Raw genomic sequence first — 25,863 nt, forward strand, 5'->3', positions numbered from 1 at the left:
CGAAGGGCTTATCCGGTATTAGTCCAAGTTTCCCTGAATTATTCCGAACCGAAAGGTACGTTCCCACGTGTTACTCACCCGTCTGCCACTAGCACCGAAGTGCCCGTTCGACTTGCATGTGTTAAGCCTGCCGCCAGCGTTCGCTCTGAGCCAGGATCAAACTCTCAGATTGTATCCTGAGTTTGTTCCGGCATCGCTGCGTATTGACGGAGTCATTGCTTGATTGCCGAAGCAATCAGCGATGGCTCTTGTAAACGCAGCACACCGAAGTCTCGTCTGACTTGCCCTTAGGCAAATCCGCAAGAACTTCGCCGTCCACGTTTCTCTTTCTGTCTTCAGTTTTCAAACAGCGTGGCCTCGACCAGAGACAGCAGTTTGAGCCGATTGTCTCGGCTACAAGGCCTGGCGTTTCTAGTGAAGCGCGATGGAGAGGGCGGCGCCAGCGGCGTCGCCGTCTCGATGGGCGGGTTATAGGCGGACGCCCCTTTCGGTGTCAACGCGTTTTTTGAAGTTTTTTCGACAAGGCCGCATTTTTCGCCGACGAACGGCATTTCGTGGCGATCCGGCTCTGTAAGTCGCGCGCGCATGTGATAGCGCCCGCAAACAGCCGCATTCGCCGGTCAAAGCGAGCCCGCCGGCGGAAGCCGCCTGATTGATTCCGGGCGGCGACGCGGGCATGGTCCCGTAGCCAAAGGGGGCTGCGCGGCATGGAGCGTCGGGAACGGCGCGCGCGTCGGCGCTTTGAGGACTGGCATACGGCGGACCCAAGACACACCAACGATGAACGCCCATCCCGAATTCGACATGCCGGCAGAACCGCTCGCCCCCGAGGCCGCGGCGCTGCTCGTCGACCTGGGCATCGAACCGCCTATCCAGCCCGAGGGCGCCTCGCCCCAGGCGCTCGACCGGCGCGGCGTCTCCCTGCGCTGGCTCGCCGCCTGCGCGCTGGTCGGCTCCTGCGGCGCGGCGCTTCTGGGCGCGGCGATCCTGGTCGCGATGCGCGGCGACACCAGCTTTCCCGAGCGGCCCGAAATGGCGACCGCGCGCTCCTCGGGCTCGGCCGGTGGCGGCGGGGCCCGCAAGGCCGACAAGCTCGTCGCCGACCAGCCCGTCTTTGCCGCCCGCCACGCGCTGCGCGCGCCGATGTCCCAGCGCGTCGGCGAGCGCGAGGTCATCCGCGTGCGCCCCTTCGTGCGGCTGGCCTCGAACCTGTCGCAGACGACCGGCGTCTATGCGACCGACATCCCGCCCTTCAATCCGCTGCGTCTGTTCGCCGAGGGCGGCCAGCCGAACGAGCGCTACGCCGAGCCGGTGCTCGACGTCCCCGATGCCGACGTCACCATCGTCAAGCGCGATCTGAGCGAGACCGCGATCCCCGTCGGCAGGGCGCAGCTCGGCGACGCCGAGGTGATCGCCCAGATCGAGGAGGAGCGCGCCAACGCCGCCGCCGCCGGCCGCCAGCGCCCCCTGCCGATCCCGCCGCAGCTGATGCTGAGCCGCACGCTGGGCGGCGCGGCCTCGACCGAGACGAGCATCCTCGCCTACGCCCCTCCGACCGGAACGCCGCGCTTCTCGGGCATCGAGGTCCGCGTCGTTCCCGAGAACGTCACCAACGCGCTGAAGACGCCGATCGCGGCCTCGCGCGAGCCATTGGTCGAGGACAAGCTGCTGATCGCGCGCCGCGGCGAGAATTTCGAGCAGGTGATGCGCGGCGCCGGCGCCGGCCCCGACATGATCCGCGCCATGATGCAGGCCTTCGGCGGCAAGGTCCGCACCGGCCCGCTGCCGGACGGGCAGGTTCTGCAGGCGCTCTATGCGCCGGGGCCGAGGCCGGGCGATCCGCGCCAGATCGTGCGCGTCTCGCTGCTGGCCGCCGGCCAGCCCGACGGCACCATCGCGATCAACGACAAGGGCGTCTTTGTCCCCGTGACGTTGCCGAAACAGGAGATCGTCGGCCCGCAGCGGCCGCAGCGCAAGAACGCCGACGACGAGGAGGAGCAGGCCGACGAAGGCGCGGGCGGCGCGCGTCTCTACGAGAGTCTTTACGAGACCGGCCTGCGCCACGAAATGCCGCGCCCGATGATAGACGAGCTCGTCCGGATCTTCTCCTACGATCTGGATTTCCAGCAGCGTGTCCGCCCCGGCGACAATCTCGAGGTGATCTTCACCGAGGATGACGAGGGCGAGCGCGGCGAGATCCTGTCCGCCTCGCTGACGATCGGCGGCGAGACGCGGCGCGTGTTCCGCTATCAGGCGCCCGAGGACGGGCTGATCGAGTATTTGGACGAAGACGGCAAGTCGCTGAAGAAGTTCCTGCTGCGCAAACCGATCGCCGATGGCGAGATGCGCTCGGGTTTCGGCATGCGAATCCACCCGATCATGCGCTATGCCAAGATGCATACGGGCATCGACTGGGCCAACCGCAGCGGAACGCCGATCTTCGCGGCAGGCAACGGCACGGTGATCAAGGCGAGATGGGATTCGGGCTACGGCAAGCGCACCGAGATCCAGCACGCCAACGGCTATGTCAGCGCCTATTCGCACCAGTCCGCCTTCGGCAATGGCATCGAGCCCGGCGCCAAGGTCCGGCAGGGCCAGGTCATCGGCTATGTCGGCAATACCGGCCTCTCGACCGGCGCCCATCTGCATTACGAGGTCCTGGTCAACGGCAATTTCGTCAATCCGATGAAGATCCGCGTGCCGCGCGGCCGCGAACTCGACGGCGCCGCGCTGGCCGAGTTCAGGCGTCAGCGCGATGAGATCCAGAGCCTGATCCAGCGCGCCGGCGGGACGGTTGCGCAGCTGCGTTGAGCGCATGGCCGATCTCGATCGGCCCATCGGCGCCGCGCCGGACGCTTGACTCGCGCACCGCTTGGGCAGGGGACAGGCCTGTCTCCGGCTCCGGCGTCCCCGCCCTGCTCTCCTCGCTTATCGTCGTGCTGCCCGTCTTCGGCCTGATCGCGCTCGGCTATGGCGCGCGCTGTCTTAAGGTGGCGCGCGAGACCAGCGGCGAAGGCCTGTCCGACTTCGTCTTCCGGATCGCGCCGGCATCGACAGGCCCGGCCGGAACGGCGAGCTCGATGTCGCGGCACTCGCCCTTGGCGCGGTGGCCATAGGCCATCGGTCCGAGCCGGTCGGCCGGCTTCCAGCGGGCGAGGATGGTGTCGACGGCCTTGCGGGCGCAGACGATCTTGGCCTCGCCTTCGACCTGCCCCCACATCGAGCCCGAGGCGTCGAGGATCAGGATGGCGTCGGCCGCGCGCGGTTGCGCGAGGGCGGGGGCGGCGAGCAATCCAACGGCGCAGGCGGCCGCGATCTCATCGATGCAGTCCCCACGGGTCGTCGCAAGGCAGCTGTGATGGAGGGGAAGTCCCGGCTCAAGCCGTTTCTACATGGATCAGAATGGCTCCGGCCATTGCCGGGATGTGTGGATGAGCGCGATGATCTCGATCGCGTCGTCATGGACGCGATAAGGCAGGATGTAGGAAGTGCCGGACACCGCCAGTTCCCCGGCGCCTTCAATCCGCCCTGGACGTCCGCACGCGGGATGCCGCAGGAGTTGCCTTGGCTCGCTCCGGATGTTTCTGACCGTCGAGGGCGCGGCCAGCGGATCGAATTGCGTCAGATAGCGTGCGGCGTCGCGCAAGTTGCGCCGGGCTCGCGGCGTCCAGACAATCTTCATTGACGATCGATCCTGGCCTGGATTTCGCCTCGATCTCATCGAGTTCGGCCTCGGCAACAAACTCGCCACGATCGGCTTCAGCAAGGCCAGCCTTGATCTGCTCGATCTGCCAATGCATTCAGCGCGACATAGTCTTCCATCGCCCGCGCCGCGATCCAGCTCCGCGAGCGATCGGTGTCGGCGGCCAGCGCGCGGCCGTCATGACGGTTCGCTCCGGTTCGGCGTGAACCTGGCAGAACCGCGCTGCGTTGTCGCCGCTAGCGATGCACGCCCATCTGCGCCGTCAGCCCGCCGTCGATCGGCAGCACGGCGCCGCTGATATAGGCCGCGGGCTCGCTCATCAGGAAGGCGGCGAGCCCCGCGACCTCCTCGGGCCTGGCGAAGCGCCCGGCCGGGATCTGCGCCTGCATCTTGTCGCGATGGGCGGCGTAGGGCGCCATCATGTCGGTGTCGACGAAGCCCGGCGCGATCACGTTGACGGTGACGCCGCGCTTGCCCGTCTCGACCGCGAGCGTCCTGGCATAGGAGATCAGCGCGCCCTTGGATGCGGCATAAGCGGCGTTGCCCGGGTTGCCGCGCAGCGCCGCGACCGAGCCGATCGCGACGATGCGGCCGGCGCGGCCGCGGATCATGGCGCGCATCAGGCTCTTGGCGAGGCGGGTGAAGGCCCAGAAATTGACCTGCATCGCGGCCTCGGCCTTGTCCTGCGCCATCATGGCGGCGAGCGAATCATAGGGCTGGCCGGCGTTGTGGACGAAGCCGAAATAGCTCTCGCTCTCGCGCTCCTCGCAGAAGGCTTCGAGCGCGGCCCTGTCGGAGAGATCGAGCGGCAGGGCCTTAACCTCCCGGCCGGGATGTGCCTTGGAGATCTCGGCCGCCAGCGCCAGCGCCTGCCCGGACGAGGAGCGATAGGTGAAATCGACGTCGTGGCCCGCCGCGACCAGCGCCCGGACGATCGCCGCGCCGACGCCCTTGGCGCCGCCGGTGACGAGAATGCGGGTCACGCGCCGACGCCCGGTGCTCGCGGCGCCGCCGTCAGGACGAGGCTGGTGTTCTGGCCGCCGAAGCCAAACGAGTTCGAGAGAACGGTGCGCACTTTTGCATCGCGGGCCGCATTCGGGACGACGTCGAGCGCGATCGCCGGATCGGGATTGGCGTGGTTGATCGTCGGCGGAATGCGGCCGTTCGCGATCGTCAGGAAGGAGATCACCGCCTCGACCGCGCCGGCCGCCGTCAGCGTATGGCCGATCATCGACTTGTTGGAGGAGATCGGCAGGCGGGCCATGCGCTCGCCGAAGACGGCGGCGCAGCTCATCGCCTCCATCTTGTCGTTCTCCGGCGTCGAGGTGCCGTGCGCGTTGATGTAGTCGACGTCGTCGGGCGTCAGGCCGGCATCTTCGAGCGCGTCCTGCATGGCGAGGATCGCCGGCTTGCCGTCCGGGCTGGAGCGGGTGCGGTGGAATCCGTCGCCGCGCTCGCCGCAGCCGGCGACGACGCCGAGGATGGCCGCGCCGCGCGCCAGAGCGTGGTCGTAGTCCTCGAGCACCAGCGCGCCCGCGCCCTCGCCCATGACGAAGCCGTCGCGGTCCTTCGAGAACGGCTTCGCGGCGGCTTCCGGCAGATCGTTGCGGGTCGACAGCGCCGAGAGCAGCGAGAAGCGGATCAGCGCCTCGGCATGGACCGAGCCGTCGGTGCCGATGCAGAGCGCAGCCTCGGTCTCGCCGCGCCGGATCGCCTCGACGCCCATCTGGATCGCGGTCGCGCCCGAGGAACAGGCGGTCGAGAGCGAGATCGGCGAGCCCTGCGTGCCGAACCTGTCGGCGATGCGGTCGGCGACCGCGCCGAACAGGAACATCTCGTGCATGGCCTTGTGCTTGAGCGTCGCGGCCTCGCGCAGCAGGCCGTCATAGTCGACTTCGCCGGCGATGGACTGAGCCAGTTTTTGCTTCTGCGGCCATTCCATCTCGACCGGCGGCACCGCCATGAAGAGTTCGCCGGGGAAGTCGCCCGCTTCACCAAGCCCGCTCTGACTGACGGCCTCCGTGGCTGCGAGCGTCGCCAGTTTCTCGGACAGCTCGGGCGCGCTGAAGGCGTCGTCGAACAGGAAATCGACCGTGCCGCCGATCGTGGTGCGCAGGCCTTCGGTCGGGAAGCGCTCGATCCGGTGGATGCCGGACTTGCCGGCCGTCAGCGCCTCCCAGTTCGCCTGCTTGCCCTGGCCGAGCGAGGTGACGATGCCGAGCCCCGTCACGGCGACGATCGGGCGGCCCTTGGAATCGCGGTGCTGCGTGCTCACGATTACGTCCCTCACGCCTTGACCAGTCTTGCCGCGCCTTCGCCACGCCAATGGCCTGCGCCGGTGACGACGGCCTCGCGCGCCTGCCCGGTCGAGAGAGCGGCGGCGGCGAGCGCGACCGAGACCGGGAAGGCGGCTTCAAGCGCATGGCCGACGAGATCGCCGGCGGCGACGCGTTTCGCGCCCGGCAGGGCAGCGATGGCGGCGGCCTCCTCACCCGTGACGCCTGCCGCGCCGGTCGCGGCCGAGATCGCCAATGCTCCGGGCCCGATCGGGCCGAGCCCGGCGATCAGCGTCCGCAGCGCGGCCGCGACCGAGCCGCCGGCGCGCCTGCTCCGGGCGGCGGCGACAAGGCCCAGCCGCGCATGGGCCTTCGCGCCGCGCGCGGCGGCGCGCTCGGCCGATTCGAGCACGAGGAAGGCGCCGGCGCTGCCGGTGATGACGCCGGGCGCGCCGTCGCGCGCGAAGACCGGGGCGAAATCGCCCTTGCGCAGATAGCCGCCGAGTTCGAGCAGCAGCAGCATGTCGCGGCGCTCGGCGTTGTAGGCGCCGCCGACCAGCATCACCTCGGCCTGACCTGCGGCGATGCGGGCCTGCGCGGTGCGGACGGCGTCGACGCCGGCCTGTTCCTCGCCCATGAAAGTCCGCGACGCGCCGGTGACGCCATGGACGATGGCGATGTTGCCGGCGAGCAGATTGGAGAGCTGGGCAAGAAACAAGGTCGGGCGCAGATCGCCCATCAGGCGCTCGTTCAGCATCGAACCCGGCGCGACGGCTCCGCGCAGATCGGTCAGGATGGCGGAATCGACGCCGTGGTCGCGCTCGCCGCCGCCGGCCGCGACGATGACCTGAAGCACGGCCTTGGCCTCGGCGTCCTGCTTCAGGCCGGCATCGTCGAGCGCCAGACCCGCCGCGTAGACTCCGATCCGTTGCCAGGGCTCCATCTGGCGCTGGTCGGATTTCTTCGGAATCTGGAGGTCGAGTTCGAGCGGTTTCAGCGGGTGGACCGGATAGGGCGCGAAGGCCGCCGCATCGACCACGGGAGGGCCTCCCGCCGCGAGCGCCCGCGCATGGGTCTCGATGCCCTCTCCGAGGCTGGAGACGATGCCGATGCCGGTGATGACGACGTCGCGCTTCATGCCGGAACCTGCAGGGGAACGAGGCCGATCGCGGCGAGGCGCGTCTCCATCAGCGTGCGCATGTCGGCGGGGAAGGGCATCAGCCGGAAGCGCAGCTCGGCGTCGCAGATCGGCTTGCCGGCGATCGTGATCCTGGCCTTGGTCGCGGCATAGCCCGAGCCCTCGATCGCCAGTTCGGCCGTGACGTCGAGCACCGCGTCGGGCTCGACGAAGGTGCGGAAGCGGGCCTTGTCGACCGTCATCAGGAACGGCATCTGGGCCAGGCCGTTGAGGCCGAGCAGCAGATAGCCGGAGGCCTGCGCCATCGTTTCGGTCAGGAGCACGCCCGGCACCAGCGGATGGCCGGGGAAATGCCCCTCGAAGACCGGGCTCGCGGTCGCGGCCGGCACCGTCGAGCGCGTCGCGATGCGCTTCCCGCCCGGCTCGAACGCGACGACCTCGTCGATCATGTCGAAATATTCGAGGCGCATGCGGATCCGATCGTCGATGAAGCGCGCCGCCGGGACAAACCCGTCGAAACGCCGGCTATGCTCTAGCGGCTGAGCCGGCCCGGCTCAAGTCGCGGCCGCCGAAACGAAGACAGCCCCCATGCCGGCTTCCGGCACGGGGGCTGTCGACGGATAAGACGATGTCAGGCCTTCTTGGCGGCGACCAGGTCGTCGATGCGCTTGCACAGGTTCTCGAGCACGAAATACTGCTCGGCCGGCGCCTTGCCCTCGTTCACTTCCTGCGTCCACTGCTCCAGCGGCAGCTTGATGCCGAAGGCCTTGTCGATGGCGAAGGCGATGTCGAGAAAGGCGAGCGAGTCGATGCCGAGATCGTCGATGGCGTGGCTCTGGGGCGTGATCTTCTCGCGCGGAATGTCGCAGGTTTCCGAAATGATGCCGGCGACCGTCTCGAACGTGGCGGACATGCGGGTGCTCCCGTCTTCATGATCAGGTGGAGGCGGATGGCATCCGGGCGCGGGATGATCCCTCGCGCCTGCCCCAAGCCCCCCGCCGAGGATGACCGAACCGCCCCCTTACACCGGGGGGCGGAGGAGGACAACCTCGTGCCGTCCCCGTCATGCCCGGGACAAGCCCGGCCATGACGGGGAGCGTTCCGCGCGGCGCCCGTCCTTACGCCGCGATGCCGCGCAGGACGTAGTGCAGGATTCCGGCGTTCCTGAAGTAGTCGATCTCGTCCAGCGTATCGATGCGGCACAGGATCGGCGCCTTCTTGACCGTGCCGTCGGCCGAGGTGATCTCGGCTTCCAGCATCTGGCGCGGCTTGACCGAGGCGAGGCCCCTGATCGTCACGGTCTCGTCGCCCTTCAGGTCGAGCGTGGCCCAGCTCGTGCCCTCGGCCAGCGTGAACGGCACCACGCCCATGCCGACAAGATTGGCGCGGTGGATGCGCTCGAAGCTCTGGGCGATCACGGCCTTGACGCCCAAGAGGTTGGTGCCCTTCGCGGCCCAGTCGCGCGAGGAGCCGTTGCCGTATTCGACGCCGGCGAAGATGACCAGCGGCACCTTCTCCTGCTGATAGCGCATCGAGGCGTCGTATATCGGCAGCTCTTCCTTGCTCGGATAGTGGATCGTGAAGCCGCCCTCGCGGCCGTTCGGACCCATCATGTGGTTGCGGATGCGGATATTGGCGAAGGTGCCGCGCATCATCACCTCATGGTTGCCGCGCCGCGTGCCGTACTGGTTGAAGTCGGCGACGGCGACGCCGTGATCCATCAGGTACTTGCCCGCGGGCGAGGCGGCCTTGATCGAGCCGGCCGGCGAGATGTGGTCGGTGGTGATCTTGTCTCCGAAGAGGCCGAGGATGCGCGCGCCGACGATCTCGGCGACCGGGGTCGGCGTCTTGCTGATGCCCTGGAAATAGGGGGGGTTCTGCACATAGGTCGAGGCGTCCTCCCAGGCATAGGTCTGCCCGGTCGGCGCCTTGACCTTGCGCCAGTTGGCGTCGCCCTTGAAGACGTCGGCGTATTTCGCCCTGAAGATCGCCTTGGTGACGTTCTTGGCGATGAAGGCCTGGATCTCCTTGTTGGAGGGCCAGATCTCCTTGAGGAAGACCGGCTTGCCGGCCTTGTCGACGCCGAGCGGCTGCGTCGTCAGATCGAGCTGCACCGAGCCCGCCAGCGCATAGGCCACGACCAGCGGCGGCGAGGCGAGGTAGTTGGCCTGAACGTCGGGCGAGACGCGGCCCTCGAAGTTGCGGTTGCCGGAGATCACGGCGGCCGCGATCAGGCCCTGCTCGTTGATCGCCTTCGAGATCTCGGCCGGCAGCGGCCCGGAGTTGCCGATGCAGGTGGTGCAGCCGAAGCCGACCAGGTTGAAGCCGAGCTTGTCGAGATCCTTCTGCAGGCCCGCCTTGGCGAGATACTCCGCCACGACCTGCGAGCCGGGCGCGAGCGAGGTCTTAACCCAGGGCTTGACCTTCAGGCCCCTGGCCACCGCGTTGCGGGCGAGCAGGCCCGCCGCCATCAGCACAGAGGGGTTGGAGGTGTTGGTGCAGGAGGTGATCGCGGCGATCACCACGTCGCCATGGCCAAGATCGAAGGGCCTGCCCTCGACCTTGACCCGGCGCGAGAGCTCGACGCCCTTCTTGTATTCGGCGTCCATCGCGGCGGCGAAGCCGGTCCTGATGGTCGACAGGTCTGCGCGGCCCTCGGGGCGCTTGGGACCGGCCATCGAGGCCTTCACGGTCGAGAGGTCCAGTTCGAGCGTGTCGGTGAAGACCGGATCGGGCGTGGCGCGGGTCGCGAACAGGCCCTGCGCCTTGGAATACTTCTCGACCAGCGCGACTCGGGCGGGCTTCCGGCTCGTCGTCTCGAGATAGTTCAGCGTCTCGGCATCGACCGGGAAGAAGCCGCAGGTCGCGCCGTATTCCGGGCCCATATTGGCGATGGTGGCGCGGTCGGCCAGCGTCAGCGCGAACAGGCCGGAACCGTGGAACTCGACGAACTTGCCGACGACGCCCTTCTTGCGCAGCATCTGCGTGACCGTCAGCACGAGGTCGGTCGCGGTGATGCCTTCCTTGAGCTTGCCGGTGAGCTTGAAGCCGATCACCTCCGGCAGCAGCATCGACTGCGGCTGGCCGAGCATGGCGGCCTCGGCCTCGATGCCGCCGACGCCCCAGCCGAGCACGCCGAGGCCGTTGACCATGGTGGTGTGCGAATCGGTGCCGACGACGGTGTCGGGATAGGCGACCTCGACGGTCGTCGTGGTCTTGCCCTTCTTGACCTTTTCCTTGGCGGTCCAGACGGTCTGGGCGAGATATTCGAGATTGACCTGATGGCAGATGCCGGTGCCGGGCGGGACGACGCGGAAATTGTCGAAGGCGAGCTGGCCCCATTTCAGGAAGCGGTAGCGCTCGCCGTTGCGCTGGTATTCGAGATCGACGTTCTGCTTCAGTGACTTGGACGAGCCGAACTCGTCGACGATGACGGAGTGGTCGATGACGAGATCGACCGGAACCAGCGGGTTGATCTTCTTGGGGTCGCCGCCGAGCGCCTTGACGCCGTCACGCATCGCCGCGAGGTCGACGACGGCGGGAACGCCGGTGAAGTCCTGCATCAGCACGCGCGCGGGGCGAAAGCCGATCTCCTTGCCGGCCTTGCCCTTGTCGGTCAGCCAGCCGACGAAGGCCTCGATATCGGCCTTCACCACCGAGCGGCCGTCCTCGAAGCGCAGCAGGTTCTCCAGCAGCACCTTCATCGAGAAGGGCAGGCGGGAAATGCCCGGCAGGCCGTTCTTCTCGGCCGCCTTGAGCGAGTAATAGACGTATTTTTTCGTGCCGACGGCGAGCGTCTTGCGGCACTTGAACGAGTCGAGCGAAGCCATGCGGGCGATCCTGATCAAGGGGTTGCGGTCGCGAGCCGGTAAACCCTTGCAAGGAGCCCCGGATCGAAGGCCTAATGCGCATGACGCGCGCGCCGCCCCGGGAGTGCCCGAGCCCCGCGCCGGATCGGCGTGCGGCGTAGCCAAGGGCTCTATAGATCAATTCCAAGAAGCCCGCTACAGGATCGACACGCTTGCTTGACGGAAGAATTGACGTTCGGGAAGACGCCGCGGCCGTGAGGCGGGATTCGTTCCCGGACCGCGCCCTGATCGCCGAGCGCCTGGCTTGCCGCCGGGGCGAGCGGCTGATCTTCGAGAACCTGAGCTTCACGCTGCGCAACGGCGAGGCGATCGCGCTGAGCGGGCGCAACGGCGCCGGCAAGTCGAGCCTGATCGCGATGCTGTGCGGGCGCCTGCGGCTCGCCGGCGGAACCCTGGCGATCACAGGCGGCGGCGATGCGGCGCTCGCCGAGCTCTGTCATCTCGTCGGGCATCGCGACGGGCTGAAGACGGCGCTGACGGCGGCCGAAAACCTCTTCTTCGCGCAGGCCTTGCTCGGCGACGACGCGCTCTCGCCGCAGGATGCCCTGGCGCTGATAGGCCTGCCGCATGTCGCGGCGCTACCGGTCGGCTATCTCTCGGCCGGACAGCGCCGCCGCGTCGCGCTGGCGCGGCTTCTGGTCTCGCGCCGGCCGTTCTGGCTGCTCGACGAGCCGATGGCCGCGCTCGACGTCGCGGCGCAGGCGATGCTCTCCGGGCTGATGCGCGAGCACCTGGCGCTGGGCGGCGCGATCCTGGCCGCGACGCACGGGCCGCTCGGGCTCGACGGCGCGCGCGAACTCAGGATCGGACCGTGACTCAAGACAGCTCCTGGAGTCGCGCCTTCCTCGCCATCGTCCGGCGCGACCTCGCGCTGGCGGCGCGGGCCGGCGGCGGCGGCGAGCTCGCGCTCGTCTTCTTCCTGACCATCGTCGTGCTGGTGCCGTTCGCGCTCGGCCCCGATCTCAACCTGCTCTCGAAGATCGGCCCGGCCATTCTCTGGCTCGGGGCGCTGCTCGCCATGCTGATCGGGCTCGACCGGCTGTTCCACTCCGACGAGGAGGACGGCTCGCTCGACCTGATCCGGGCTTCGACGCTGCCGCTGGAATTGGCGGTGCTGGCGAAGGGGCTGGCGCATTGGCTGACCACGGGGCTGCCGCTGGCGTTGGCCGCGCCGCTGCTCGGACTGCTGGTGGCTCTGCCGGGCCAGGCGATGCTGCCGCTGGCGGGAACGCTTCTGGTCGGGACGCCGGCGCTGAGCTTCATCGGCGCGGCGGGGGCCGCGCTGGCGGCGGGGCTGAGGCGCGGCGGGCTGATCGTGTCCGTGCTGGTCGCGCCGCTGACGGTTCCGGTGCTGATCTTCGGCGTCTCGGCCGCCAACAGCGCGATCGGCGGCACGATCCCGTTCCTGACGCCGTTCCTGATCCTGTGCGCGATCTCACTTGCCGCGATCGTGATCGGCACGGTCGCGGCGGCGGGGAGCCTGCGGCAGGCTGACTAGCGTTCGGCGAGGCCGCTGAGCTCGACCGCGATGCCGCATTGGCCGGCGAACAGGATCGCGGTCGCGGCGATGTCGGGGATGGCGACGTCCTCGGTCGGGAACCGCGCGCGGATCTCCGCCGCCATGGCGCGGATATCGACGACACACAGGGTTCCGCCGCTCGTTCTGACGCTGAGTTCGACCTGACGGCGGACGGATTCGGGCAGGATGGTAGGCATCGGCTCCTCCTCCTGATGACGACACGATCTTATGCGATCAACTCCGGATCGCCATATCAAAAGACATGAAATTAAATTTCTTCAAATACTTAGCCAGTTTCGACACAATTCTCCAAGGCAAGCGCTCGCCCGCAGCCTGCGGTATTGCCGTCGGGCCGCGCGGCTACGTCATGATCAGTTGGTCTCCGCCCGGCCTGAGAACTGCAGCGGGTAGCCGCAGGTCACGGCGAAGCGCGCCACGGAGGCGGCAATGTCCTCATGAGCCACGTTGTGATCGGCGAAGGCTCGGCGGATTTCCTCAGCCGTCTGGGCGATGTCGATGACGACGGTCTCGCTCATGCGCATCCGGACCTTGGCTTCCAGGGCCCGCTGCATGTCGTCGGACAGCTTGATCAGCATGGTGATTCTCCTTGCTGCGAGATGTAGTGCAAGCATCGCGTCTGCGCAAGAGAAAAGATAATAAAATCAATATATTAGCTAGTGATGCCAGAGCCTCATTGGGCGTTTCCGGCGATATTGGAGGCGCTGACGCCGCCGCTACCCCTTACACTGGAAGCGCATTTGCCGCCGAAGGGGGCCCTTGCGCAAACGGTTCCAGTGGGGCTCCCGCTTGAATTGGCGGAAAAACCCCCTATAACGTTACTTACTCATAAATCGGTTGGGTGGGAGAGATGGGTGAGGACGAGCGCGTCGAGCGCCTTCAGATCATGCTCAGCCAGGACGAGCTGCGGGCCGTAGAGAACTGGCGCTTCGAGAAGCGCATGCCGAGCCGCGCCGCCGCGGTTCGCGAGTTGCTGCGCCGCGGTCTGATGGCGGAAGGCTTTATCGAGGCCGGCGACGGCGTGCGCTCGAAGCAGTTCGGCGTCATCGATACGCGAGGCGCCAATGCATCGGGCGACGATCGCCAGTAAAGCCGCGATCTCGGGACGCATTGTGCAGGACAGGTTGCGGGTTTAGATCGAAAGCTGCGCGCTCCGCGCCGCCATTCGACCCCGAGCCATGCCGAGCCTGACCGACCTCGCCAATCCGACCCGCTTCATGCGGCTGTCGATGCTGCTCTTGCCCTGGATGGCCGGCGCGTCGGCGCTGCTGCTGGCGACCGGTCTCTATCTCGCGTGGTTCGTCGCCCCGGCCGACTACCAGCAGGGCGAGACCATCCGGATCATGTTCGTGCATGTCCCGGCGGCCTGGCTCGCGCTGATGTTCTACACGATGATGGCGCTGTCGGCGCTGGGCACGCTGGTCTGGCGGCATCCGCTGGCGGACGTGGCCCAGAAGGCGGCCGCGCCGATCGGGGCCTGCTTCGCGCTGCTCTGCCTGCTCACCGGCGCGTTCTGGGGCAAGCCGATGTGGGGCGCCTATTGGGTCTGGGACGCCAGGCTGACCTCGATGCTGGTCCTGCTCCTGATCTATCTCGGCATCATCGCGCTCTGGCGCACGCTGGACGATCCCGGCCGCGCCGGGCGCGCGGTCGCGATCCTGACGCTGGTCGGCTTCGTCAACGTGCCGATCATCAAGTTTTCGGTCGACTGGTGGAACACGCTTCACCAGCCGGCCTCGGTTTTCCGCGCCGGCGGCCCGACGATCCACCCCTCGATGCTGTGGCCCCTGCTGATCCTCGCCATCGGCTTCACGCTGCTGGCGCTCGGCTTGCATCTCGTGGCGATGCGGGCCGAGATCATGCGTCGGCGCGTCCGCACGCTGACGATCCTCGAAGCCGAGCGGCTCGACAGGCTGGCGCTGGCGGGCGTTGCCGCATGAACGCGCTCGGGCCGCATGCCGGCTTCATCCTGGCGTCCTATGGCGCGGTCGCGCTCATCCTCGGCGGGCTCGTGCTGGCGATCCTGCGCGACCATGCCGCGCAGAAGCGGGCGCTGGCGGCGCTGGAAGAGCGCGGCGCCGGCCGGCGTTCCATGAAGGAAGTCGCGCCATGAACCAGACCGACACCGCGCCGCGCCGGCGTGTTCCGTGGCTGTTCGCGATCCCGCTGCTGCTGTTCGGCGCGCTGGCGCTGGTCTTTCTGGCCGGACTGCTCAGCGGCGATGCCAGCAAGGTGCCGTCCGCGCTGATCGGCAAGCCCGCGCCCGCGATAGCGCTCGATGCGCTGGAGGGGCTGCAGCAGGGCGGCAAGCCCGTGCCGGCCTTCGCGATGGCGGATCTCGCCAAGGGCCGCGCCACCATCGTCAACGTCTTCGCGAGCTGGTGCCCGCCCTGCCGGATCGAGCATCCCTTCCTCCTCGCCATGTCCGAATCGCCGGCGGTGAAGCAGGGCCGGGTCGCGCTCGTCGGCATCAACTACAAGGACGAGGCCGAGAACGCCCGGCGCTTCCTCGGCGCGCTCGGCAACCCGTACTCGGCGGTCGGCGTCGACAGGGCCGGGCGCGCCGCGATCGAATGGGGCGTCTACGGCGTGCCCGAGACCTTCCTGATCGGCCCGGACGGGCGCATCCTCGCCAAGCATGTCGGGCCGCTCGACGCCGACAGCGCCGGAAGGATGCTGGCCAGGGCGATGGCGGGGAAGTGAGCGGCGACGGCGCGTTTTGGTAACCGGTGGCGTTGCTAGGCCGCCTTGCCCATCAGGCTCGCGAACATGCCGCGCCCGTCGGCGCCGCCGGTCAGCCCGTCGATCAGGTTCTCCGGATGCGGCATCAGCCCGAGCACGTTGAAGCCGGGCGAATAGATGCCCGCGATGCCGTTCTGCGAGCCGTTGGGGTTGGCGGCGGCCGTGACCTTTCCGTCCGCGTCGGCATAACGGAAGGCGACCAGCCCCTCGCCTTCGAGGCGGGCCAGCGTCTCGCTATCGGCGATGTAGTTGCCTTCGCCATGAGCGATGCACACGTCGATGACCTGGCCCCTGGCATAGCAGCGCGCATAGGGCGTGTCGTTGCGCTCGACAACGAGGCGCTGGCGGCGGCAGACGAATTTCAGGTCGGCGTTGCGCATCAGGATGCCGGGCAGGAGCCCGGCCTCGCAGGCGATCTGGAAGCCGTTGCAGATGCCGAGCACGAAGCCGCCGCGCGCCGCATGGGCCCGCGTCGCGTCCATGATGTTGGCCCTGCCGGCGATCGCGCCGGTGCGCAGATAATCGCCATAGGAGAAGCCGCCCGGCAGCACGACGAGGTCGGCGCCGGCCGGCAGCTCCGTGTCGGCGTGCCAGACCGGCGTCACGCTCGCGCCGGCCTGGCGCAGCGCCCTGGCGACGTCGCCCTCGCGATTGGAGCCGGGAAAGGTGATGACGGCGGCTTTCATGGCGTCAGCCCTCGATCTCGACCCGATAGTTCTCGATCACGGTGTTGGCGAGCAGCTTCTCGCAGGCCGTCTCGAGCGCGTTTTCGGCGGCCGCCTTGTCGGAGCCAGACAGCGCGATGTCGAAGACCTTCCCCTGACGCACCGAATCGACGCCGGCGATGCCGAGCGACTTCAGCGCGCCCTCGATCGCCTTGCCCTGCGGATCGAGCACGCCTGTCTTCAGGGTCACGGTGACGCGGGCTTTCATCGAGGCTCTCCGGGGGCTGTCGCGGCGTGGCTTAGCGAGGAATCGGCCTCGGCTCAACCTGTTGTCGCACCGGACTTGCCCGAATCAGCGGCCGCGCCAGGCCGCGGCCGCCTCGCCGCGCGCCCGGTTCGCTCCGGAACTCACGGCGAGCGCCAGCTTCAGGCGTCCGTCCTGGCGCGCGAACAGGATCGCGGCCGCGGCGCGCTTGCCGGTGTCGTCGGCGCTGATCTCGACCAGAAGGCCGCTGGCGCCGTCTTCCGTGAAACGCTCGATGGTCGTGGTGGTCTTCGGCCGCGGCGCGGGCTTCGTCTTCGCTTTCGCCGGCGCCGCGCGCTTGGCGAAATCCCGGGCGAGCCTGGCCGGGTTGCCGCCGAGCTGGCGCTCCAGCGCATCGGCCTCGCCGCCTTCCAGCGTCAGCAGGGCCGCGAAACCCTGCTGGGCGCAAGCCGCGCGCGGGCAGAACGACATCGCCTCGACGTTGAGCCCGTCGTTCAGCACCCACGAGCCGACGGGCAGGGGTTGCCAGCCATCGGCGAGGGCGAGCCCGGCGATGCTCGGGCCATAATGATTGATGCAGCCGGAGAGCAGGACGAGACCGCAGGCGAGCAGGCCGACGCGAAAACGGGAACGCAAGCGCTCCCGCATCGTCTCGCCTGGTCGCCGTGTCGTCCGGCTCATGGGACGAGGCCCGGGGCCTACTGCACCAGCCGGGGGCCGGTCGGGCCTGCCTTCTCGTTCTCGCCGAGGATGCCGAGGCGGCGCGCCACCTCGGTATAGGCCTCGATCAGGCCGCCCATGTCGCGGCGGAAGCGGTCCTTGTCCATCTTGTCCTTCGACTTGATGTCCCAGAGCCGGCAGGAATCGGGGCTGATCTCGTCGGCGACGACGATGCGCATCATCTCGCCTTCCCAGAGCCGGCCGCATTCGATCTTGAAATCGACCAGTCGGATGCCGGCGCCCAAGAACAGCCCGGAGAGGAAGTCGTTGACGCGGATCGCCAGCGCCATGATGTCGTCGATCTCCTGCGGCGTCGCCCAGCCGAAGGCGGTGATGTGCTCTTCCGAGACCATCGGGTCGTTGAGCGCGTCGTTCTTGTAGTAGAACTCGATGATCGAGCGCGGCAGCTGCGTGCCCTCCTCGAGCCCGAGGCGGGTCGCGAGCGAGCCGGCCGCGACGTTGCGGACCACGATCTCGAGCGGGATGATCTCGACCTCGCGGATGAGCTGCTCGCGCATGTTCAGCCGGCGGATGAAATGCGTCGGCACGCCGATGTCGTTCAAATTCGAGAAGATGTGCTCGGAGATGCGGTTGTTGAGAACGCCCTTGCCGTCGATCACCTCATGCTTCTTGGCGTTGAAGGCGGTGGCGTCGTCCTTGAAGTGCTGGATCAAAGTTCCGGGCTCGGGTCCTTCATAGAGGACCTTCGCCTTGCCTTCGTAGATGCGACGGCGGCGATTCATGGGGATGTACCGTGGCTTGAGGAAATCCAAGAGGTCGGCCTTTCTCTGGTCGCGGTCGCCCGCGGCGGGATCGGGGCCCCTGATCAGCCGGGTTGGTGCGGTTTTCTGGGCTCTAGTCCGGCGTCAACCGAATCAGCCTAGACCGCAGAGCCGGCCGGCTCAATGCGACGGCGGCCGGGAGGCCGCTTTCGCGCCCGCTATATGGCGCTTCTGCACTGCAAAGGCAACAAATCCGGATTTTCGGAGTGGGTATGGCGGGCGGTTGGGTAAATTGTTACAGGCCGGCAGGATGGCGTCGGCTCGCACAGCATCCTATATCGCGGATGCTGACGCCATTTTTGACGAGGAACCAGAATCGCATGTCGACCTTCGATCAGCGCAAGGATGCCTTCGAGAACAGGTTCGCCCATGACGAGGAGCTGCGCTTCAAGGCGACGGCGCGTCGCAACAAGCTGCTCGGGCTCTGGGCGGCGGAGAAGCTCGGCAAGACCGGGCCGGACGCCGAGGCCTATGCCAAGGCCGTGGTGATCGCCGATTTCGAGGAGGCCGGCGACGACGACGTGCTGCGCAAGGTCAGGGGTGATTTCGCCGGAGCGAATATCGCGATCGGTGACGACGAGATCCGCCGCGTGATGGGCGAGCTCCTGATCAAGACGGCCGAGGAAATCCAGGCCGGGCGCTGAGCGCATCGGCCTGACGCCACAACCCCCGTCGTCAGACGCAGGGCCTCTTTGTAACGGGCGCATGGGCGCCCGTTTGCATTTCCGGGCCGGCGCGGTCCAAGTTCGGAGCCACCAAGCCGAGAGAGCGGGCGGGCATGGCGCGGAAAAGTGGGAACCGATTTTTCGTCGAAGCCTCGCCCGACACAAGACCAACCGGAAGAACGCGCCATGGCCAAGCCGACGACCCTGTCCTCCCTCGCCGACCGTCTCGCCAAGGGTGACACGATCCTCTCCGCCTGGCTCGGCCTCGACGATCCGAGCATCGCCGGGCTCATCGCGCAGGAGGGGTTCGACGCCGTCACGCTCGACATGCAGCACGGGCCGATCACGCTCGGCTCGGCGATCCGGGCGATCCCGCTGATCAACGCCGCCGGCAAGCCGGCGCTGGCGCGCATCCCGGTCGGCGAATTCCAGAACGTCTCGCGGCTGTTCGACGCCGGCGCATCCGGCGTGATCGCGCCGATGATCAATACCATGGCCGACGCGAAAGCCTTCGCCGCCTATTCCAAATACCCGCCGATGGGCGAGCGCAGCTGGGGGTCCTATGGCGGCCTGGGCGCCTCGGGGCTCGATCCGAACGCCTATCTCAAGGAGGCCAACCGCTTCTCGATGAGCTTCGCGATGATCGAGACTCGCGAGGCGATGGCGATTCTCGACGACATCCTGGCGCTGGACGGCATCGACGCCGTTTTCGTCGGGCCGTCGGATCTCTCGATCGCGCTTTCGGGCGGCGCGCGGGTGGACGCGGCCTCGACAGAGGTCGACGAGGCGATCGCGCACATCATCGCGCGCGCCTCGGCCGCCAGGAAGCCGGTCGCGATCTATGCGCAATCGGCCGAGCGGGCCAAGGCGTTCGTGACGATGGGCGCGAAGCTCGTCACGGTGATGAGCGATACCGCCTTCCTGCGCACCGCCTCGCAGGCGGCGCTGAAGATCGTCAGGGGCTGACGCCCTCGCGCGCCTTGAGCTTCGCGTAATAGGCCCAGAGCAATCGTGCCGCGACGCCGCGCCAGGGCCGCCAGGATTCGGCCATCGCCGTGAGCTCGGCCGCCTTCGGCCGGGCCGTCAGCCCGAAGGCGACGCGGGCCGCCTCCTGGATGGCGAGGTCGCCGGCGGCGAAGCCGTCGCGATGGCCGAGGCAGAACAGCAGATAGATGTCGGCCGTCCAGGGGCCGATGCCGCTTACGGCGGTCATGCGCTCGTGCACGAATTCGGGCGGCGCCGCCTCCAGCGCGGCGAGGTCGAGCCGGCCGGCGGCGATCGCTGCCGCCACGGCCCGAAGCGTCCGCTGCTTGGGTCGCGACAGGCCGGACAGCCTCATCTCCTCGTCGGTCGCGGCGAGAACGCGCCCGGGCGTCAATGGCGCGAGCACGCTCTCGACGCGGGCCAGAACGGCGCGAGCGCTCGCGACGGAAAGCTGCTGCCCGACGACGATGCCGGCCAGCGCCGCGAAGCCCGAGGCGCGGCGGCGCAGCGGCGGCATGCCGGTCCGTTCGATGATGGCGCGCCATTCCGGCCGCAGGACGGCAAGCGCCGCCATGCCCTCCTCCAGATCGGCGTCGCAAGTGATGGTCTGGCGAATGGTCATGGCCATGATGTCGTGTCTATGGTCCGTCGTCGTGCCGGGGCATGGCAGGAAGACGGGCGCCCTCTTGCCACCGGCGGCGCAGACCATAGACAGGCGCGATGGCGAAATCCTCCCCCGCACAGGCGATGCCCGTGTTCCGCTTCGCGCCGAGCCCGAACGGCCGGCTGCATCTCGGCCACGCGCTTTCCGCGCTGACGAACGAGCATCTCGCGAAGCGGCTCGACGGCAGGCTGCTGCTGCGGATCGAGGACATCGACCAGACGCGCTGCCGGCCGGAGTTCGAGCAGGCGATCCATGGCGACCTCGCCTGGCTCGGCATCGCCTTCGACGGCGCGGCGCGGCGGCAATCCGAACATTTTTCGGACTATGCCTCGGCGCTCGGGCGACTGCAGGCGGGGGGGCTTGTCTATCCCTGCTTCTGCTCGCGCAGCGAGGCGAAGCGGGCCGTGGCGGCAAAGCGTGCGGAGGCCGGCGGGAGCTGGCCGGTCGATCCCGACAATGCGCCGCTCTACCCCGGCGCCTGCCGGGCGCTCGAGCCTGGCGAGGCGGAACGGCGCGCGGCGTCGGGCGCGCCGCATGTGCTGCGGCTGGCGATGGACCGGGCGATCGCTGCGGTCGGGGAGGCCTTGGGCTATCCGGCTTTCGATGCGGACGGGCGAGCCTCCCGCGTCATGGCCGATCCGGCCCGCTGGGGCGATGTCGTGCTGGCGCGCAGGGACACGCCGACGAGCTATCACCTCTCCGTCGTGGCCGACGACGCCCTGCAGGGCGTGACGCATGTCGTGCGCGGCCGCGACCTTGAAGCCGCGACCGACATCCATGTCGTGCTGCAGAAGCTGTTGGGCCTGCCGACGCCGCTCTATCATTTCCATCCGCTGCTGCTGGGCGACGGCGGCGACAAGCTCGCCAAGAGCCGGGGTTCCGAGAGCCTGGCCGATCTGCGCGCGAGCGGCGTGGCGGCCGGCGAGATCAGGGCGCGGTTCGGCTTCGGCTAGAGCCGGATGATCCACACGGAACCACCCCGTCATCCCGGCTTCCGCCGGGATCCGTCATGGAGCCTGTCGCGCCCAGGGATGGACCCCTGTGTGTTTGATTTGTGCGAGGTTGGTTGCGGGCGGGAAGCCGTTGGATCCGTGGTGGTGAACACCGTGCTCCGGCTCGGCTCCCGCCCGCTCTTGAGACCCATCCTGAACAGTTGGCCGAGTCCGCGCCAGCGGACCTCGTCGCACAGGGACAGGCAGCATGACCTTACATCCTTGCTTCATCGGTTGCGACATCTCCAAGCATCATCGACCTGTTCGAGGAGGCGGGCGGGCGGCATCTGCGCATCGCCAACACGGAAGACGCGATCACGGCCTTTGAGGCCGGCGACAGCATCGACCTCGCCGTCTCGCTCGCCGTCGGCCGGCTTGCGGTCGATGCGCTCTATGCCGCCGCCGGACCCAAGGTCGAGGAGGGGCTCTCGGTCGAGTTCCGTCATCCGCCAAAGGCGTTCGGCGAGGACGGCGAATGGGTCGCGACGGTCTACGACCCGCTCTCGATCGTCCATCTCGCGGCCGGCCCCTACGACATGATCGTCGGCGCGGGCAACGCCAGAAAGACGATCCGTGCCGAGATCGCCTCCGGTCGGGACAAACGCATGACGGTCGACCTGAACGCCGGCGTCGCCGCGCTGACCGCCGTCTCCGGCCAGCGCATCGAGATCGGCGAGACCCGCAAGTCGATCACGGGAACGCGAAAGATCTCGTCACCAACGATGACGGCGCCTTCCAGACGGCGCTGCCGGCGGGCGACTATCTCGCGATCCTGTCGCAGGACGGCAGGATCGTGAGCGAAACGCCGCTCAGGGTCGTGGCCGGCGGGCGCATAGAGCTGACGCCGAAACAGCGCGCGGCTTGTTTTCCGCGCCCCGTCTCGCTAGTCACGGCCCGCCCCACCCCACAACGACGCGTCGGCCGATCTCGACGCCGGAGAGACGATGCGCGCCCTGATGCTCCATGCCGACCGCGATCTTCGCCTGGAGGAGATCGAGCCGCCGCCGCCGCCGGCCGCCGGCGAGGTCCAGATCCGCATCCGCGCCGTCGCGCTGAACTATCTCGACCTCTGGGGCTTTCGCGGCATGGCTTTCGCCAGGCGCAAGATGCCGCAGGCGGCCGGCGTCGAGGCCTCGGGCGAGATCGTCCGCGTCGGCGAGGGCGTGACCGATCTTAAGGTCGGCGACACCGTCACGGCCTATGGCGCCGAGACCTGCGGCCGCTGCAAGGCCTGCCGGGAAGGCCGCGACAATCTCTGCGAGAACGTCGCCGGCATCATGGGCTTCCATATCGACGGCTTCGCCCGCGAGCTGATCAACAAGTCGGCGAGGCTCGTGATCAAGGCTCCGGCGGGCGTCTCCTTCGAGCACGCGGCCTGCGCGCCGATCGGCTTCGGCACCGTGCAGCACATGCTGTTCGACAATGCCGGGCTCGAACCCGGCGAATCGATCCTGATCCATGCCGGCGGCTCCGGCATCGGCACGGCCGCGATCCTGATGGCCAAGGCGATCGGCTGCACCGTCTACACCACCGTCGGCGACGACGAGAAGGGTCGCAAGGCCAAGGAGCTGGGGGCCGATTTCGTCGTCAACTACAAGACCGAGCGCTTCGAGGGCGAAGTCCGCCAGATGACCAAGCGCAAGGGCGTCGACGTCGTCTTCGAGCATGTCGGGGCCGATACCTGGAACGGCTCGCTGCTCTGCCTGAAGCGCGGCGGCCGTCTCGTCACCTGCGGCGCGACCTCGGGCGCCTCGACAACGATGAACCTGATGCAGCTTTTCCAGCAGCAATACCGCATCACCGGCTCGTTCGGCTGCCGGCTGGAGAACATCGCGCAGTCGCTGGAAAAGATGGCCGGCGGCATGACGCCGGTGATCGATTCGGTGTTTCCCCTGCGGGATTTCGAGAAGGGCCTCGGTCGGCTCGAAGGCCGGCAGGTCTTCGGCAAGGTCATCGTCGCCTTCTGAACCGACCGAGACGCTTGACGGGGCGGCTTTCCTGCCGCAAGTCGCCTTTTCTGCCCGATAAGGCTCAAGACAGCACGGGCGCGATGGGGCCGGGCCGACCTTGGGACGACTGACGACATTCGCCGCGCGCGCCGGCGCGGCGGTGATGATCGGGCTGATCCGCGCGCTGTTCGCGTTCCTGCGGCTGCTCGGACCCGAGCGTTCGAGCGATCTCGGCGGCTGGCTTCTGCGCAGCGTCAGCCCGCTGATTCCGGTGAACCGCGTCGCGCTCGCCAATATCCGCGCGGCCTTTCCCGACATGGCCGAAACCGAGGTCCGGCGCATCGCGCGCCGCGCCTGGGAGAATCTCGGCCGCACGGCGGCCGAATACGCCCATCTCAAGACCCTGTTCGACTATGATTACCTCAACCCCGATGCGCCTTCCCGCGTCGAGGTCTCGGGCATCGAGCATTTCATCGCGCTCAAGGACGACGACAGGCCCGGCCTGATTTTTTCCGCTCACCTCGCGAACTGGGAGCTGCCGGCCATCTGCGCCGCCGCCTATGATCTCGAAACCACCGCCGTCTTCCGCGCGCCCAACGATCCGGCGATCGCCGCGATCATCCACGAGATCCGCTCCGGCGCGATGGACGGGCTCGCCGCCGCGAAACAGGGCGCGGCCTTCGCCATGCAGGGCGTGCTGGAGCGCGGCGGCCATCTCGGCATGCTGATCGACCAGCATTTTACCCGCGGCGTGGTCGTGCCGTTCATGGGGCGGCCGGCGCTGACCAATCCGATTCTTGGGAAGTTCGCCCGCCGCTTCGACTGCCCCGTGCACGGCGTCCGCGTCATCCGACTGCCCAACCGTCGTTTCCGGCTCGAGCTGACGCCGCCGCTCGACCTGCCGCGCGACGAAGGCGGCGAGATCGACGTTGCGGGCGCGACGGCGATGATGACGGCCGTGGTCGAGGGCTGGGTCCGCGAGCATCCCGAGCAGTGGCTCTGGATGCACCGGCGCTGGCGTCCCGCCATGATCGCCGCCAGGGGCATGGCCGACGCGGCGCGAACGCCGGCCCCGAAGCCGGCTTTCAAGGCAACGTGATTTCCAAGTGAGGTATATTGGGCGCTTTGGTAGAGCCCGCATGCTCCAAGACTGTCAGAGTACGAGACATGACCCTCCGCCTGCGCCTTGTCCTGAGTTCGTTCGCTGCCCTGATGCTGGGCGGCGCGCATGCGCAGACGCCAGCGACAACGCCGACCATCCAGCCGCGCGCCGTGGTCGAGCTCTTCACCAGCCAGGGCTGCTCCTCCAGCCCGCCGGCGAACGCGCTCTTCGTCGAGCTCGCCAAGGATCCGGCTGTGATCACGCTGACAATGCCGGTGACCTATTGGGATTATCTCGGCTGGAAGGACACGCTCGGCCACGACGCCTTCACCAAGCGCCAGAAATTCTACGCCAAGGCGCGCGGCGACGGTCAGGTCTACACGCCCCAGGCCGTGATCAATGGCGGCCCGCACCTCGTCGGCTCCGACAAGGTCGAGCTTGAGCGGACGATCCGCCAGCAGGGGGGCTTTGCGGCGCGCGTTGCGCTCGGCGAGGATGGCGACGCGATCAGGATCGCGCTGTCGCCGGCCGATCCGGCAGGCGCACGCGCCTCCGGCGTCTGGCTTTTGCCGACGACGCGCATCGTCACCGTGACGATCACCCGTGGCGAGAATCAGGGCAAGACCATTTCCTACGCCAACGTCGTGCGTGGCCTGGTCAGGGTCGGCGACTGGGACGGCAAGGAGACGACGCTGACGACTCCGCTCGCCAGCGCCAGGATCGGCGATGCCGACGGCTATGTCGTGCTGGTGCAGGCCGAGCAGCCGGGCCGCTGGGGCATGATGCCCGGCGCCATCATCGGCGCGGCCAGATCCGTCGCCGCGGCGGGTCGATAGCGGCGAAGGCGGGGGACATCGCGCGAAAGCGGGTTTCCCCACTTGACCCCGCAGCGTAGCGTCTCGCCAGGGTCACAATGACTTGGCACTGAGTCGGATATGCCGAGGCTGTTCACCGCGCTTGAGATTCCCGCCGAGGTCGCGTCGGCGCTGACCCTGCACCGGGGCGGACTGGTCGGCGCGCGCTGGATCGAGCCGGCCGACTACCACGTCACCTTGCGCTTTCTCGGCGATGTCGACCGCCGCATGGCCCATGACGTGCACGAGTTCCTCGGCGACATCCGCGGCTATCCTTTCGAGATCGCGCTCGACCAGCTCGGCAGCTTCGGCGGCGACAAGCCGCGCGCCGTCTTCGCCCGGGTCCAGCCGAGCCAGAAGCTGACCGAGCTGCAGGCCGATATCGAGCGGCTGATGCGCCGGCTCGGCTTGCCGCGTGAGGCGCGCAAATTCGCGCCGCATGTCACGCTGGCGCGGCTGCGCGACGTCTCGCCGGTCGATGTCGCGCATTATCTCGGCCAGCATCCGATCGTCCGGCCGATCGTTTTCACGGCGCGCAGGATCGCGCTGATGTCGTCGCGCGATTCGATCGGCGGCGGGCCCTATGTGCTGGAGGCGGCCTATCCGCTCGGCCCCTCCCATCCAAACCGGATGGCGCGGAGCGAGGTGCAGAGGCGATGACGAGACCCAAACGCCTGAGCCCCGACGCACGCAACGAAGCGCTGACGACGCTGACCGGCTGGAAGCTCGCGGAGGGTCGCGAAGCCATCGCCAAGCGCTTCGTCTTTCGCGATTTCAGCGAGGCCTTCGGCTGGATGACGCGGGTTGCCTTGCTGGCCGAGACGATGGGTCATCACCCCGAATGGTCGAACGTCTACAAGACCGTCGAGGTGACGCTCGCGACCCATGACGCCGACGGCCTGACCGAACTCGACGTCAAGCTGGCGCGCGCGATGGACGCGATGGCCGGCTGAGCG

The 25,863-nt window shown here is 68.1% G+C and carries 33 protein-coding genes and 1 rRNA gene (1 of these 34 only partly in view); 16 read left to right on the forward strand and 18 right to left on the reverse strand.

The genetic code is table 11. The annotated features are described in order from the left end of the window. Positions 1–172 (reverse strand): 16S ribosomal RNA (locus AC1RRW_RS13010); it reaches 1,315 nt to the left of the window's first position. Between the two features lie 163 nt (positions 173–335). Next, entirely contained in the window at positions 336–551 is a 216-nt protein-coding gene (locus AC1RRW_RS13015) for a hypothetical protein (RefSeq protein WP_492901188.1), read from the reverse strand. A gap of 229 nt (positions 552–780) precedes the next feature. Between AC1RRW_RS13015 and AC1RRW_RS13020 the strand changes: the two genes are divergently transcribed. Next, complete coding sequence (locus AC1RRW_RS13020; protein WP_492901189.1) at positions 781–2,811, forward strand: M23 family metallopeptidase; 2,031 nt, start codon at positions 781–783, stop codon at positions 2,809–2,811. A 157-nt stretch (positions 2,812–2,968) separates the two neighbouring features. Here AC1RRW_RS13020 and AC1RRW_RS13025 read toward each other — a convergent pair whose 3' ends face one another. The 8 genes from AC1RRW_RS13025 to acnA all read right to left on the reverse strand — a co-directional run bounded on the left by AC1RRW_RS13025 (position 2,969) and on the right by acnA (position 10,947). Next, positions 2,969–3,292, reverse strand: a complete 324-nt coding sequence (locus AC1RRW_RS13025) for a hypothetical protein (protein ID WP_492901190.1) — start codon at positions 3,290–3,292, stop codon at positions 2,969–2,971. 105 nt (positions 3,293–3,397) lie between these two features. Then, entirely contained in the window at positions 3,398–3,682 is a 285-nt protein-coding gene (locus tag AC1RRW_RS13030) for a type II toxin-antitoxin system RelE/ParE family toxin (RefSeq protein ID WP_492901191.1), read from the reverse strand. 257 nt (positions 3,683–3,939) lie between these two features. After that, entirely contained in the window at positions 3,940–4,686 is a 747-nt protein-coding gene (locus AC1RRW_RS13035; protein ID WP_492901192.1) for an SDR family NAD(P)-dependent oxidoreductase, read from the reverse strand. Beyond that, the gene (locus AC1RRW_RS13040; RefSeq protein WP_492901354.1) at positions 4,683–5,981 is read right to left on the reverse strand and encodes a beta-ketoacyl-ACP synthase; all 1,299 of its coding nucleotides are present in this window, start codon (positions 5,979–5,981) and stop codon (positions 4,683–4,685) included. Before AC1RRW_RS13040 ends, AC1RRW_RS13035 begins: the two co-directional genes overlap by 4 nt. 8 nt (positions 5,982–5,989) lie before the next feature. Continuing rightward, positions 5,990–7,117, reverse strand: a complete 1,128-nt coding sequence (locus AC1RRW_RS13045) for a beta-ketoacyl-ACP synthase (protein ID WP_492901193.1) — start codon at positions 7,115–7,117, stop codon at positions 5,990–5,992. Further along, positions 7,114–7,587, reverse strand: coding sequence for a 3-hydroxyacyl-ACP dehydratase FabZ family protein (locus tag AC1RRW_RS13050; RefSeq protein WP_492901194.1), 474 nt, complete (start codon positions 7,585–7,587; stop codon positions 7,114–7,116). Before AC1RRW_RS13050 ends, AC1RRW_RS13045 begins: the two co-directional genes overlap by 4 nt. Positions 7,588–7,748: 161 nt before the next feature. Continuing rightward, positions 7,749–8,030 carry an acyl carrier protein gene (locus tag AC1RRW_RS13055; protein ID WP_038358122.1) on the reverse strand — a complete coding sequence of 94 codons (282 nt, stop codon included), beginning with the start codon at positions 8,028–8,030 and terminating at the stop codon, positions 7,749–7,751. 205 nt (positions 8,031–8,235) lie between these two features. Next, complete coding sequence (gene acnA, locus AC1RRW_RS13060; protein ID WP_492901195.1) at positions 8,236–10,947, reverse strand: aconitate hydratase AcnA; 2,712 nt, start codon at positions 10,945–10,947, stop codon at positions 8,236–8,238. 233 nt (positions 10,948–11,180) lie between these two features. Here acnA and ccmA point away from each other — a divergent pair, with 233 nt between their 5' ends. Further along, positions 11,181–11,801, forward strand: a complete 621-nt coding sequence (ccmA, locus tag AC1RRW_RS13065; RefSeq protein ID WP_492901196.1) for a heme ABC exporter ATP-binding protein CcmA — start codon at positions 11,181–11,183, stop codon at positions 11,799–11,801. Continuing rightward, complete coding sequence (gene ccmB / locus AC1RRW_RS13070) at positions 11,798–12,484, forward strand: heme exporter protein CcmB (RefSeq protein WP_492901197.1); 687 nt, start codon at positions 11,798–11,800, stop codon at positions 12,482–12,484. Before ccmA ends, ccmB begins: the two co-directional genes overlap by 4 nt. Here the strand turns inward: ccmB and AC1RRW_RS13075 are convergent. Then, the gene (locus tag AC1RRW_RS13075) at positions 12,481–12,702 is read right to left on the reverse strand and encodes a hypothetical protein (protein WP_492901198.1); all 222 of its coding nucleotides are present in this window, start codon (positions 12,700–12,702) and stop codon (positions 12,481–12,483) included. The two genes, ccmB and AC1RRW_RS13075, sit on opposite strands and share 4 nt — an antisense overlap. Before the next feature lie 174 nt (positions 12,703–12,876). After that, the gene (locus AC1RRW_RS13080) at positions 12,877–13,101 is read right to left on the reverse strand and encodes a hypothetical protein (protein ID WP_492901199.1); all 225 of its coding nucleotides are present in this window, start codon (positions 13,099–13,101) and stop codon (positions 12,877–12,879) included. Positions 13,102–13,373: 272 nt separating this feature from the next. Here AC1RRW_RS13080 and AC1RRW_RS13085 point away from each other — a divergent pair, with 272 nt between their 5' ends. The 4 genes from AC1RRW_RS13085 (at position 13,374) to AC1RRW_RS13100 (ending at position 15,226) form a co-directional block, all read left to right on the forward strand. Next, positions 13,374–13,613 (forward strand): hypothetical protein, encoded by a 240-nt coding sequence (locus tag AC1RRW_RS13085; protein WP_492901200.1) that lies wholly within the window; start codon positions 13,374–13,376, stop codon positions 13,611–13,613. Positions 13,614–13,701: 88 nt separating this feature from the next. Next, positions 13,702–14,463: a heme ABC transporter permease gene (locus AC1RRW_RS13090; protein WP_492901201.1), complete on the forward strand. Its 762-nt coding sequence runs from the start codon at positions 13,702–13,704 to the stop codon at positions 14,461–14,463. Then, positions 14,460–14,636 (forward strand): heme exporter protein CcmD, encoded by a 177-nt coding sequence (ccmD, locus tag AC1RRW_RS13095; RefSeq protein WP_492901202.1) that lies wholly within the window; start codon positions 14,460–14,462, stop codon positions 14,634–14,636. The genes AC1RRW_RS13090 and ccmD overlap by 4 nt, the downstream gene beginning before the upstream one ends. Continuing rightward, positions 14,633–15,226, forward strand: coding sequence for a DsbE family thiol:disulfide interchange protein (locus AC1RRW_RS13100; protein ID WP_492901203.1), 594 nt, complete (start codon positions 14,633–14,635; stop codon positions 15,224–15,226). The genes ccmD and AC1RRW_RS13100 overlap by 4 nt, the downstream gene beginning before the upstream one ends. Before the next feature lie 35 nt (positions 15,227–15,261). Here the strand turns inward: AC1RRW_RS13100 and purQ are convergent, their stop codons facing one another. The 4 genes from purQ to purC form a co-directional block, all read right to left on the reverse strand. Beyond that, positions 15,262–15,951 carry a phosphoribosylformylglycinamidine synthase subunit PurQ gene (gene purQ / locus AC1RRW_RS13105; RefSeq protein ID WP_492901204.1) on the reverse strand — a complete coding sequence of 230 codons (690 nt, stop codon included), beginning with the start codon at positions 15,949–15,951 and terminating at the stop codon, positions 15,262–15,264. Positions 15,952–15,955: 4 nt separating this feature from the next. After that, a complete protein-coding gene (gene purS / locus AC1RRW_RS13110; protein ID WP_492901205.1) occupies positions 15,956–16,198 on the reverse strand; it encodes a phosphoribosylformylglycinamidine synthase subunit PurS in 243 nt (80 codons plus the stop codon). An 84-nt stretch (positions 16,199–16,282) separates the two neighbouring features. After that, the gene (locus tag AC1RRW_RS13115) at positions 16,283–16,831 is read right to left on the reverse strand and encodes a hypothetical protein (protein WP_492901206.1); all 549 of its coding nucleotides are present in this window, start codon (positions 16,829–16,831) and stop codon (positions 16,283–16,285) included. A 62-nt stretch (positions 16,832–16,893) separates the two neighbouring features. Beyond that, positions 16,894–17,688 carry a phosphoribosylaminoimidazolesuccinocarboxamide synthase gene (gene purC / locus AC1RRW_RS13120; RefSeq protein ID WP_492901207.1) on the reverse strand — a complete coding sequence of 265 codons (795 nt, stop codon included), beginning with the start codon at positions 17,686–17,688 and terminating at the stop codon, positions 16,894–16,896. 329 nt (positions 17,689–18,017) lie between these two features. On the opposite strand from purC, the gene AC1RRW_RS13125 reads away from it, so the two are divergent. Beyond that, positions 18,018–18,341, forward strand: a complete 324-nt coding sequence (locus AC1RRW_RS13125; protein WP_492901208.1) for a DUF1476 domain-containing protein — start codon at positions 18,018–18,020, stop codon at positions 18,339–18,341. A gap of 207 nt (positions 18,342–18,548) precedes the next feature. Next, complete coding sequence (locus AC1RRW_RS13130) at positions 18,549–19,328, forward strand: HpcH/HpaI aldolase family protein (RefSeq protein WP_492901209.1); 780 nt, start codon at positions 18,549–18,551, stop codon at positions 19,326–19,328. Here AC1RRW_RS13130 and AC1RRW_RS13135 read toward each other — a convergent pair. After that, positions 19,318–19,968, reverse strand: coding sequence for a DNA-3-methyladenine glycosylase family protein (locus AC1RRW_RS13135; protein WP_492901355.1), 651 nt, complete (start codon positions 19,966–19,968; stop codon positions 19,318–19,320). The genes AC1RRW_RS13130 and AC1RRW_RS13135 overlap by 11 nt on opposite strands. Before the next feature lie 98 nt (positions 19,969–20,066). Between AC1RRW_RS13135 and gluQRS the strand changes: the two genes are divergently transcribed. Beyond that, complete coding sequence (gene gluQRS / locus AC1RRW_RS13140; RefSeq protein WP_492901210.1) at positions 20,067–20,963, forward strand: tRNA glutamyl-Q(34) synthetase GluQRS; 897 nt, start codon at positions 20,067–20,069, stop codon at positions 20,961–20,963. Positions 20,964–21,229: 266 nt separating this feature from the next. On the opposite strand, the gene AC1RRW_RS13145 is transcribed toward gluQRS, so the two are convergent. Continuing rightward, positions 21,230–21,448 carry a hypothetical protein gene (locus AC1RRW_RS13145; protein ID WP_492901211.1) on the reverse strand — a complete coding sequence of 73 codons (219 nt, stop codon included), beginning with the start codon at positions 21,446–21,448 and terminating at the stop codon, positions 21,230–21,232. Positions 21,449–21,607: 159 nt separating this feature from the next. On the opposite strand from AC1RRW_RS13145, the gene AC1RRW_RS13150 reads away from it, so the two are divergent. From AC1RRW_RS13150 to AC1RRW_RS13175, 6 genes are all read left to right on the forward strand, one after another. Further along, positions 21,608–21,799, forward strand: a complete 192-nt coding sequence (locus AC1RRW_RS13150; protein WP_492901212.1) for a hypothetical protein — start codon at positions 21,608–21,610, stop codon at positions 21,797–21,799. Positions 21,800–21,946: 147 nt separating this feature from the next. Further along, a complete protein-coding gene (locus tag AC1RRW_RS13155) occupies positions 21,947–22,969 on the forward strand; it encodes a zinc-binding dehydrogenase (protein ID WP_492901213.1) in 1,023 nt (340 codons plus the stop codon). Between the two features lie 145 nt (positions 22,970–23,114). Next, complete coding sequence (locus tag AC1RRW_RS13160; protein WP_492901356.1) at positions 23,115–24,050, forward strand: lipid A biosynthesis lauroyl acyltransferase; 936 nt, start codon at positions 23,115–23,117, stop codon at positions 24,048–24,050. Positions 24,051–24,118: 68 nt separating this feature from the next. Beyond that, complete coding sequence (locus AC1RRW_RS13165; RefSeq protein ID WP_492901214.1) at positions 24,119–24,889, forward strand: DUF1223 domain-containing protein; 771 nt, start codon at positions 24,119–24,121, stop codon at positions 24,887–24,889. Positions 24,890–24,988: 99 nt separating this feature from the next. Next, positions 24,989–25,567, forward strand: a complete 579-nt coding sequence (gene thpR / locus AC1RRW_RS13170) for an RNA 2',3'-cyclic phosphodiesterase (RefSeq protein WP_492901215.1) — start codon at positions 24,989–24,991, stop codon at positions 25,565–25,567. Continuing rightward, entirely contained in the window at positions 25,564–25,860 is a 297-nt protein-coding gene (locus AC1RRW_RS13175) for a 4a-hydroxytetrahydrobiopterin dehydratase (protein ID WP_492901216.1), read from the forward strand. Before thpR ends, AC1RRW_RS13175 begins: the two co-directional genes overlap by 4 nt. Positions 25,861–25,863 lie beyond the last annotated feature (3 nt).

This window comes from Allobosea sp. GW821-FHT12C12, assembly GCF_058807355.1.

Bases quoted from the DNA above. Each gene is read 5' to 3' on its own strand.
- AC1RRW_RS13015 (WP_492901188.1), bottom strand. From the start codon at position 551: ATGCCGTTCGTCGGCGAAAAATGCGGCCTTGTCGAAAAAACTTCAAAA.
- AC1RRW_RS13020 (WP_492901189.1), top strand. From the start codon at position 781: ATGAACGCCCATCCCGAATTCGACATGCCGGCAGAACCGCTCGCCCCC.
- AC1RRW_RS13030 (WP_492901191.1), bottom strand. From the start codon at position 3,682: ATGAAGATTGTCTGGACGCCGCGAGCCCGGCGCAACTTGCGCGACGCC.
- AC1RRW_RS13045 (WP_492901193.1), bottom strand. From the start codon at position 7,117: ATGAAGCGCGACGTCGTCATCACCGGCATCGGCATCGTCTCCAGCCTC.
- AC1RRW_RS13050 (WP_492901194.1), bottom strand. From the start codon at position 7,587: ATGCGCCTCGAATATTTCGACATGATCGACGAGGTCGTCGCGTTCGAG.
- AC1RRW_RS13055 (WP_038358122.1), bottom strand. From the start codon at position 8,030: ATGTCCGCCACGTTCGAGACGGTCGCCGGCATCATTTCGGAAACCTGC.
- acnA (WP_492901195.1), bottom strand. From the start codon at position 10,947: ATGGCTTCGCTCGACTCGTTCAAGTGCCGCAAGACGCTCGCCGTCGGC.
- AC1RRW_RS13075 (WP_492901198.1), bottom strand. From the start codon at position 12,702: ATGCCTACCATCCTGCCCGAATCCGTCCGCCGTCAGGTCGAACTCAGC.
- AC1RRW_RS13080 (WP_492901199.1), bottom strand. From the start codon at position 13,101: ATGCTGATCAAGCTGTCCGACGACATGCAGCGGGCCCTGGAAGCCAAG.
- AC1RRW_RS13085 (WP_492901200.1), top strand. From the start codon at position 13,374: ATGGGTGAGGACGAGCGCGTCGAGCGCCTTCAGATCATGCTCAGCCAG.
- AC1RRW_RS13090 (WP_492901201.1), top strand. From the start codon at position 13,702: ATGCCGAGCCTGACCGACCTCGCCAATCCGACCCGCTTCATGCGGCTG.
- ccmD (WP_492901202.1), top strand. From the start codon at position 14,460: ATGAACGCGCTCGGGCCGCATGCCGGCTTCATCCTGGCGTCCTATGGC.
- AC1RRW_RS13100 (WP_492901203.1), top strand. From the start codon at position 14,633: ATGAACCAGACCGACACCGCGCCGCGCCGGCGTGTTCCGTGGCTGTTC.
- purQ (WP_492901204.1), bottom strand. From the start codon at position 15,951: ATGAAAGCCGCCGTCATCACCTTTCCCGGCTCCAATCGCGAGGGCGAC.
- purS (WP_492901205.1), bottom strand. From the start codon at position 16,198: ATGAAAGCCCGCGTCACCGTGACCCTGAAGACAGGCGTGCTCGATCCG.
- AC1RRW_RS13125 (WP_492901208.1), top strand. From the start codon at position 18,018: ATGTCGACCTTCGATCAGCGCAAGGATGCCTTCGAGAACAGGTTCGCC.
- AC1RRW_RS13130 (WP_492901209.1), top strand. From the start codon at position 18,549: ATGGCCAAGCCGACGACCCTGTCCTCCCTCGCCGACCGTCTCGCCAAG.
- AC1RRW_RS13135 (WP_492901355.1), bottom strand. From the start codon at position 19,968: ATGACCATTCGCCAGACCATCACTTGCGACGCCGATCTGGAGGAGGGC.
- gluQRS (WP_492901210.1), top strand. From the start codon at position 20,067: ATGGCGAAATCCTCCCCCGCACAGGCGATGCCCGTGTTCCGCTTCGCG.
- AC1RRW_RS13145 (WP_492901211.1), bottom strand. From the start codon at position 21,448: ATGACGGAACTCGACCGAGAGCCCCTCCTCGACCTTGGGTCCGGCGGC.
- AC1RRW_RS13150 (WP_492901212.1), top strand. From the start codon at position 21,608: ATGACGGTCGACCTGAACGCCGGCGTCGCCGCGCTGACCGCCGTCTCC.
- AC1RRW_RS13155 (WP_492901213.1), top strand. From the start codon at position 21,947: ATGCGCGCCCTGATGCTCCATGCCGACCGCGATCTTCGCCTGGAGGAG.
- AC1RRW_RS13160 (WP_492901356.1), top strand. From the start codon at position 23,115: ATGATCGGGCTGATCCGCGCGCTGTTCGCGTTCCTGCGGCTGCTCGGA.
- AC1RRW_RS13165 (WP_492901214.1), top strand. From the start codon at position 24,119: ATGACCCTCCGCCTGCGCCTTGTCCTGAGTTCGTTCGCTGCCCTGATG.
- thpR (WP_492901215.1), top strand. From the start codon at position 24,989: ATGCCGAGGCTGTTCACCGCGCTTGAGATTCCCGCCGAGGTCGCGTCG.
- AC1RRW_RS13175 (WP_492901216.1), top strand. From the start codon at position 25,564: ATGACGAGACCCAAACGCCTGAGCCCCGACGCACGCAACGAAGCGCTG.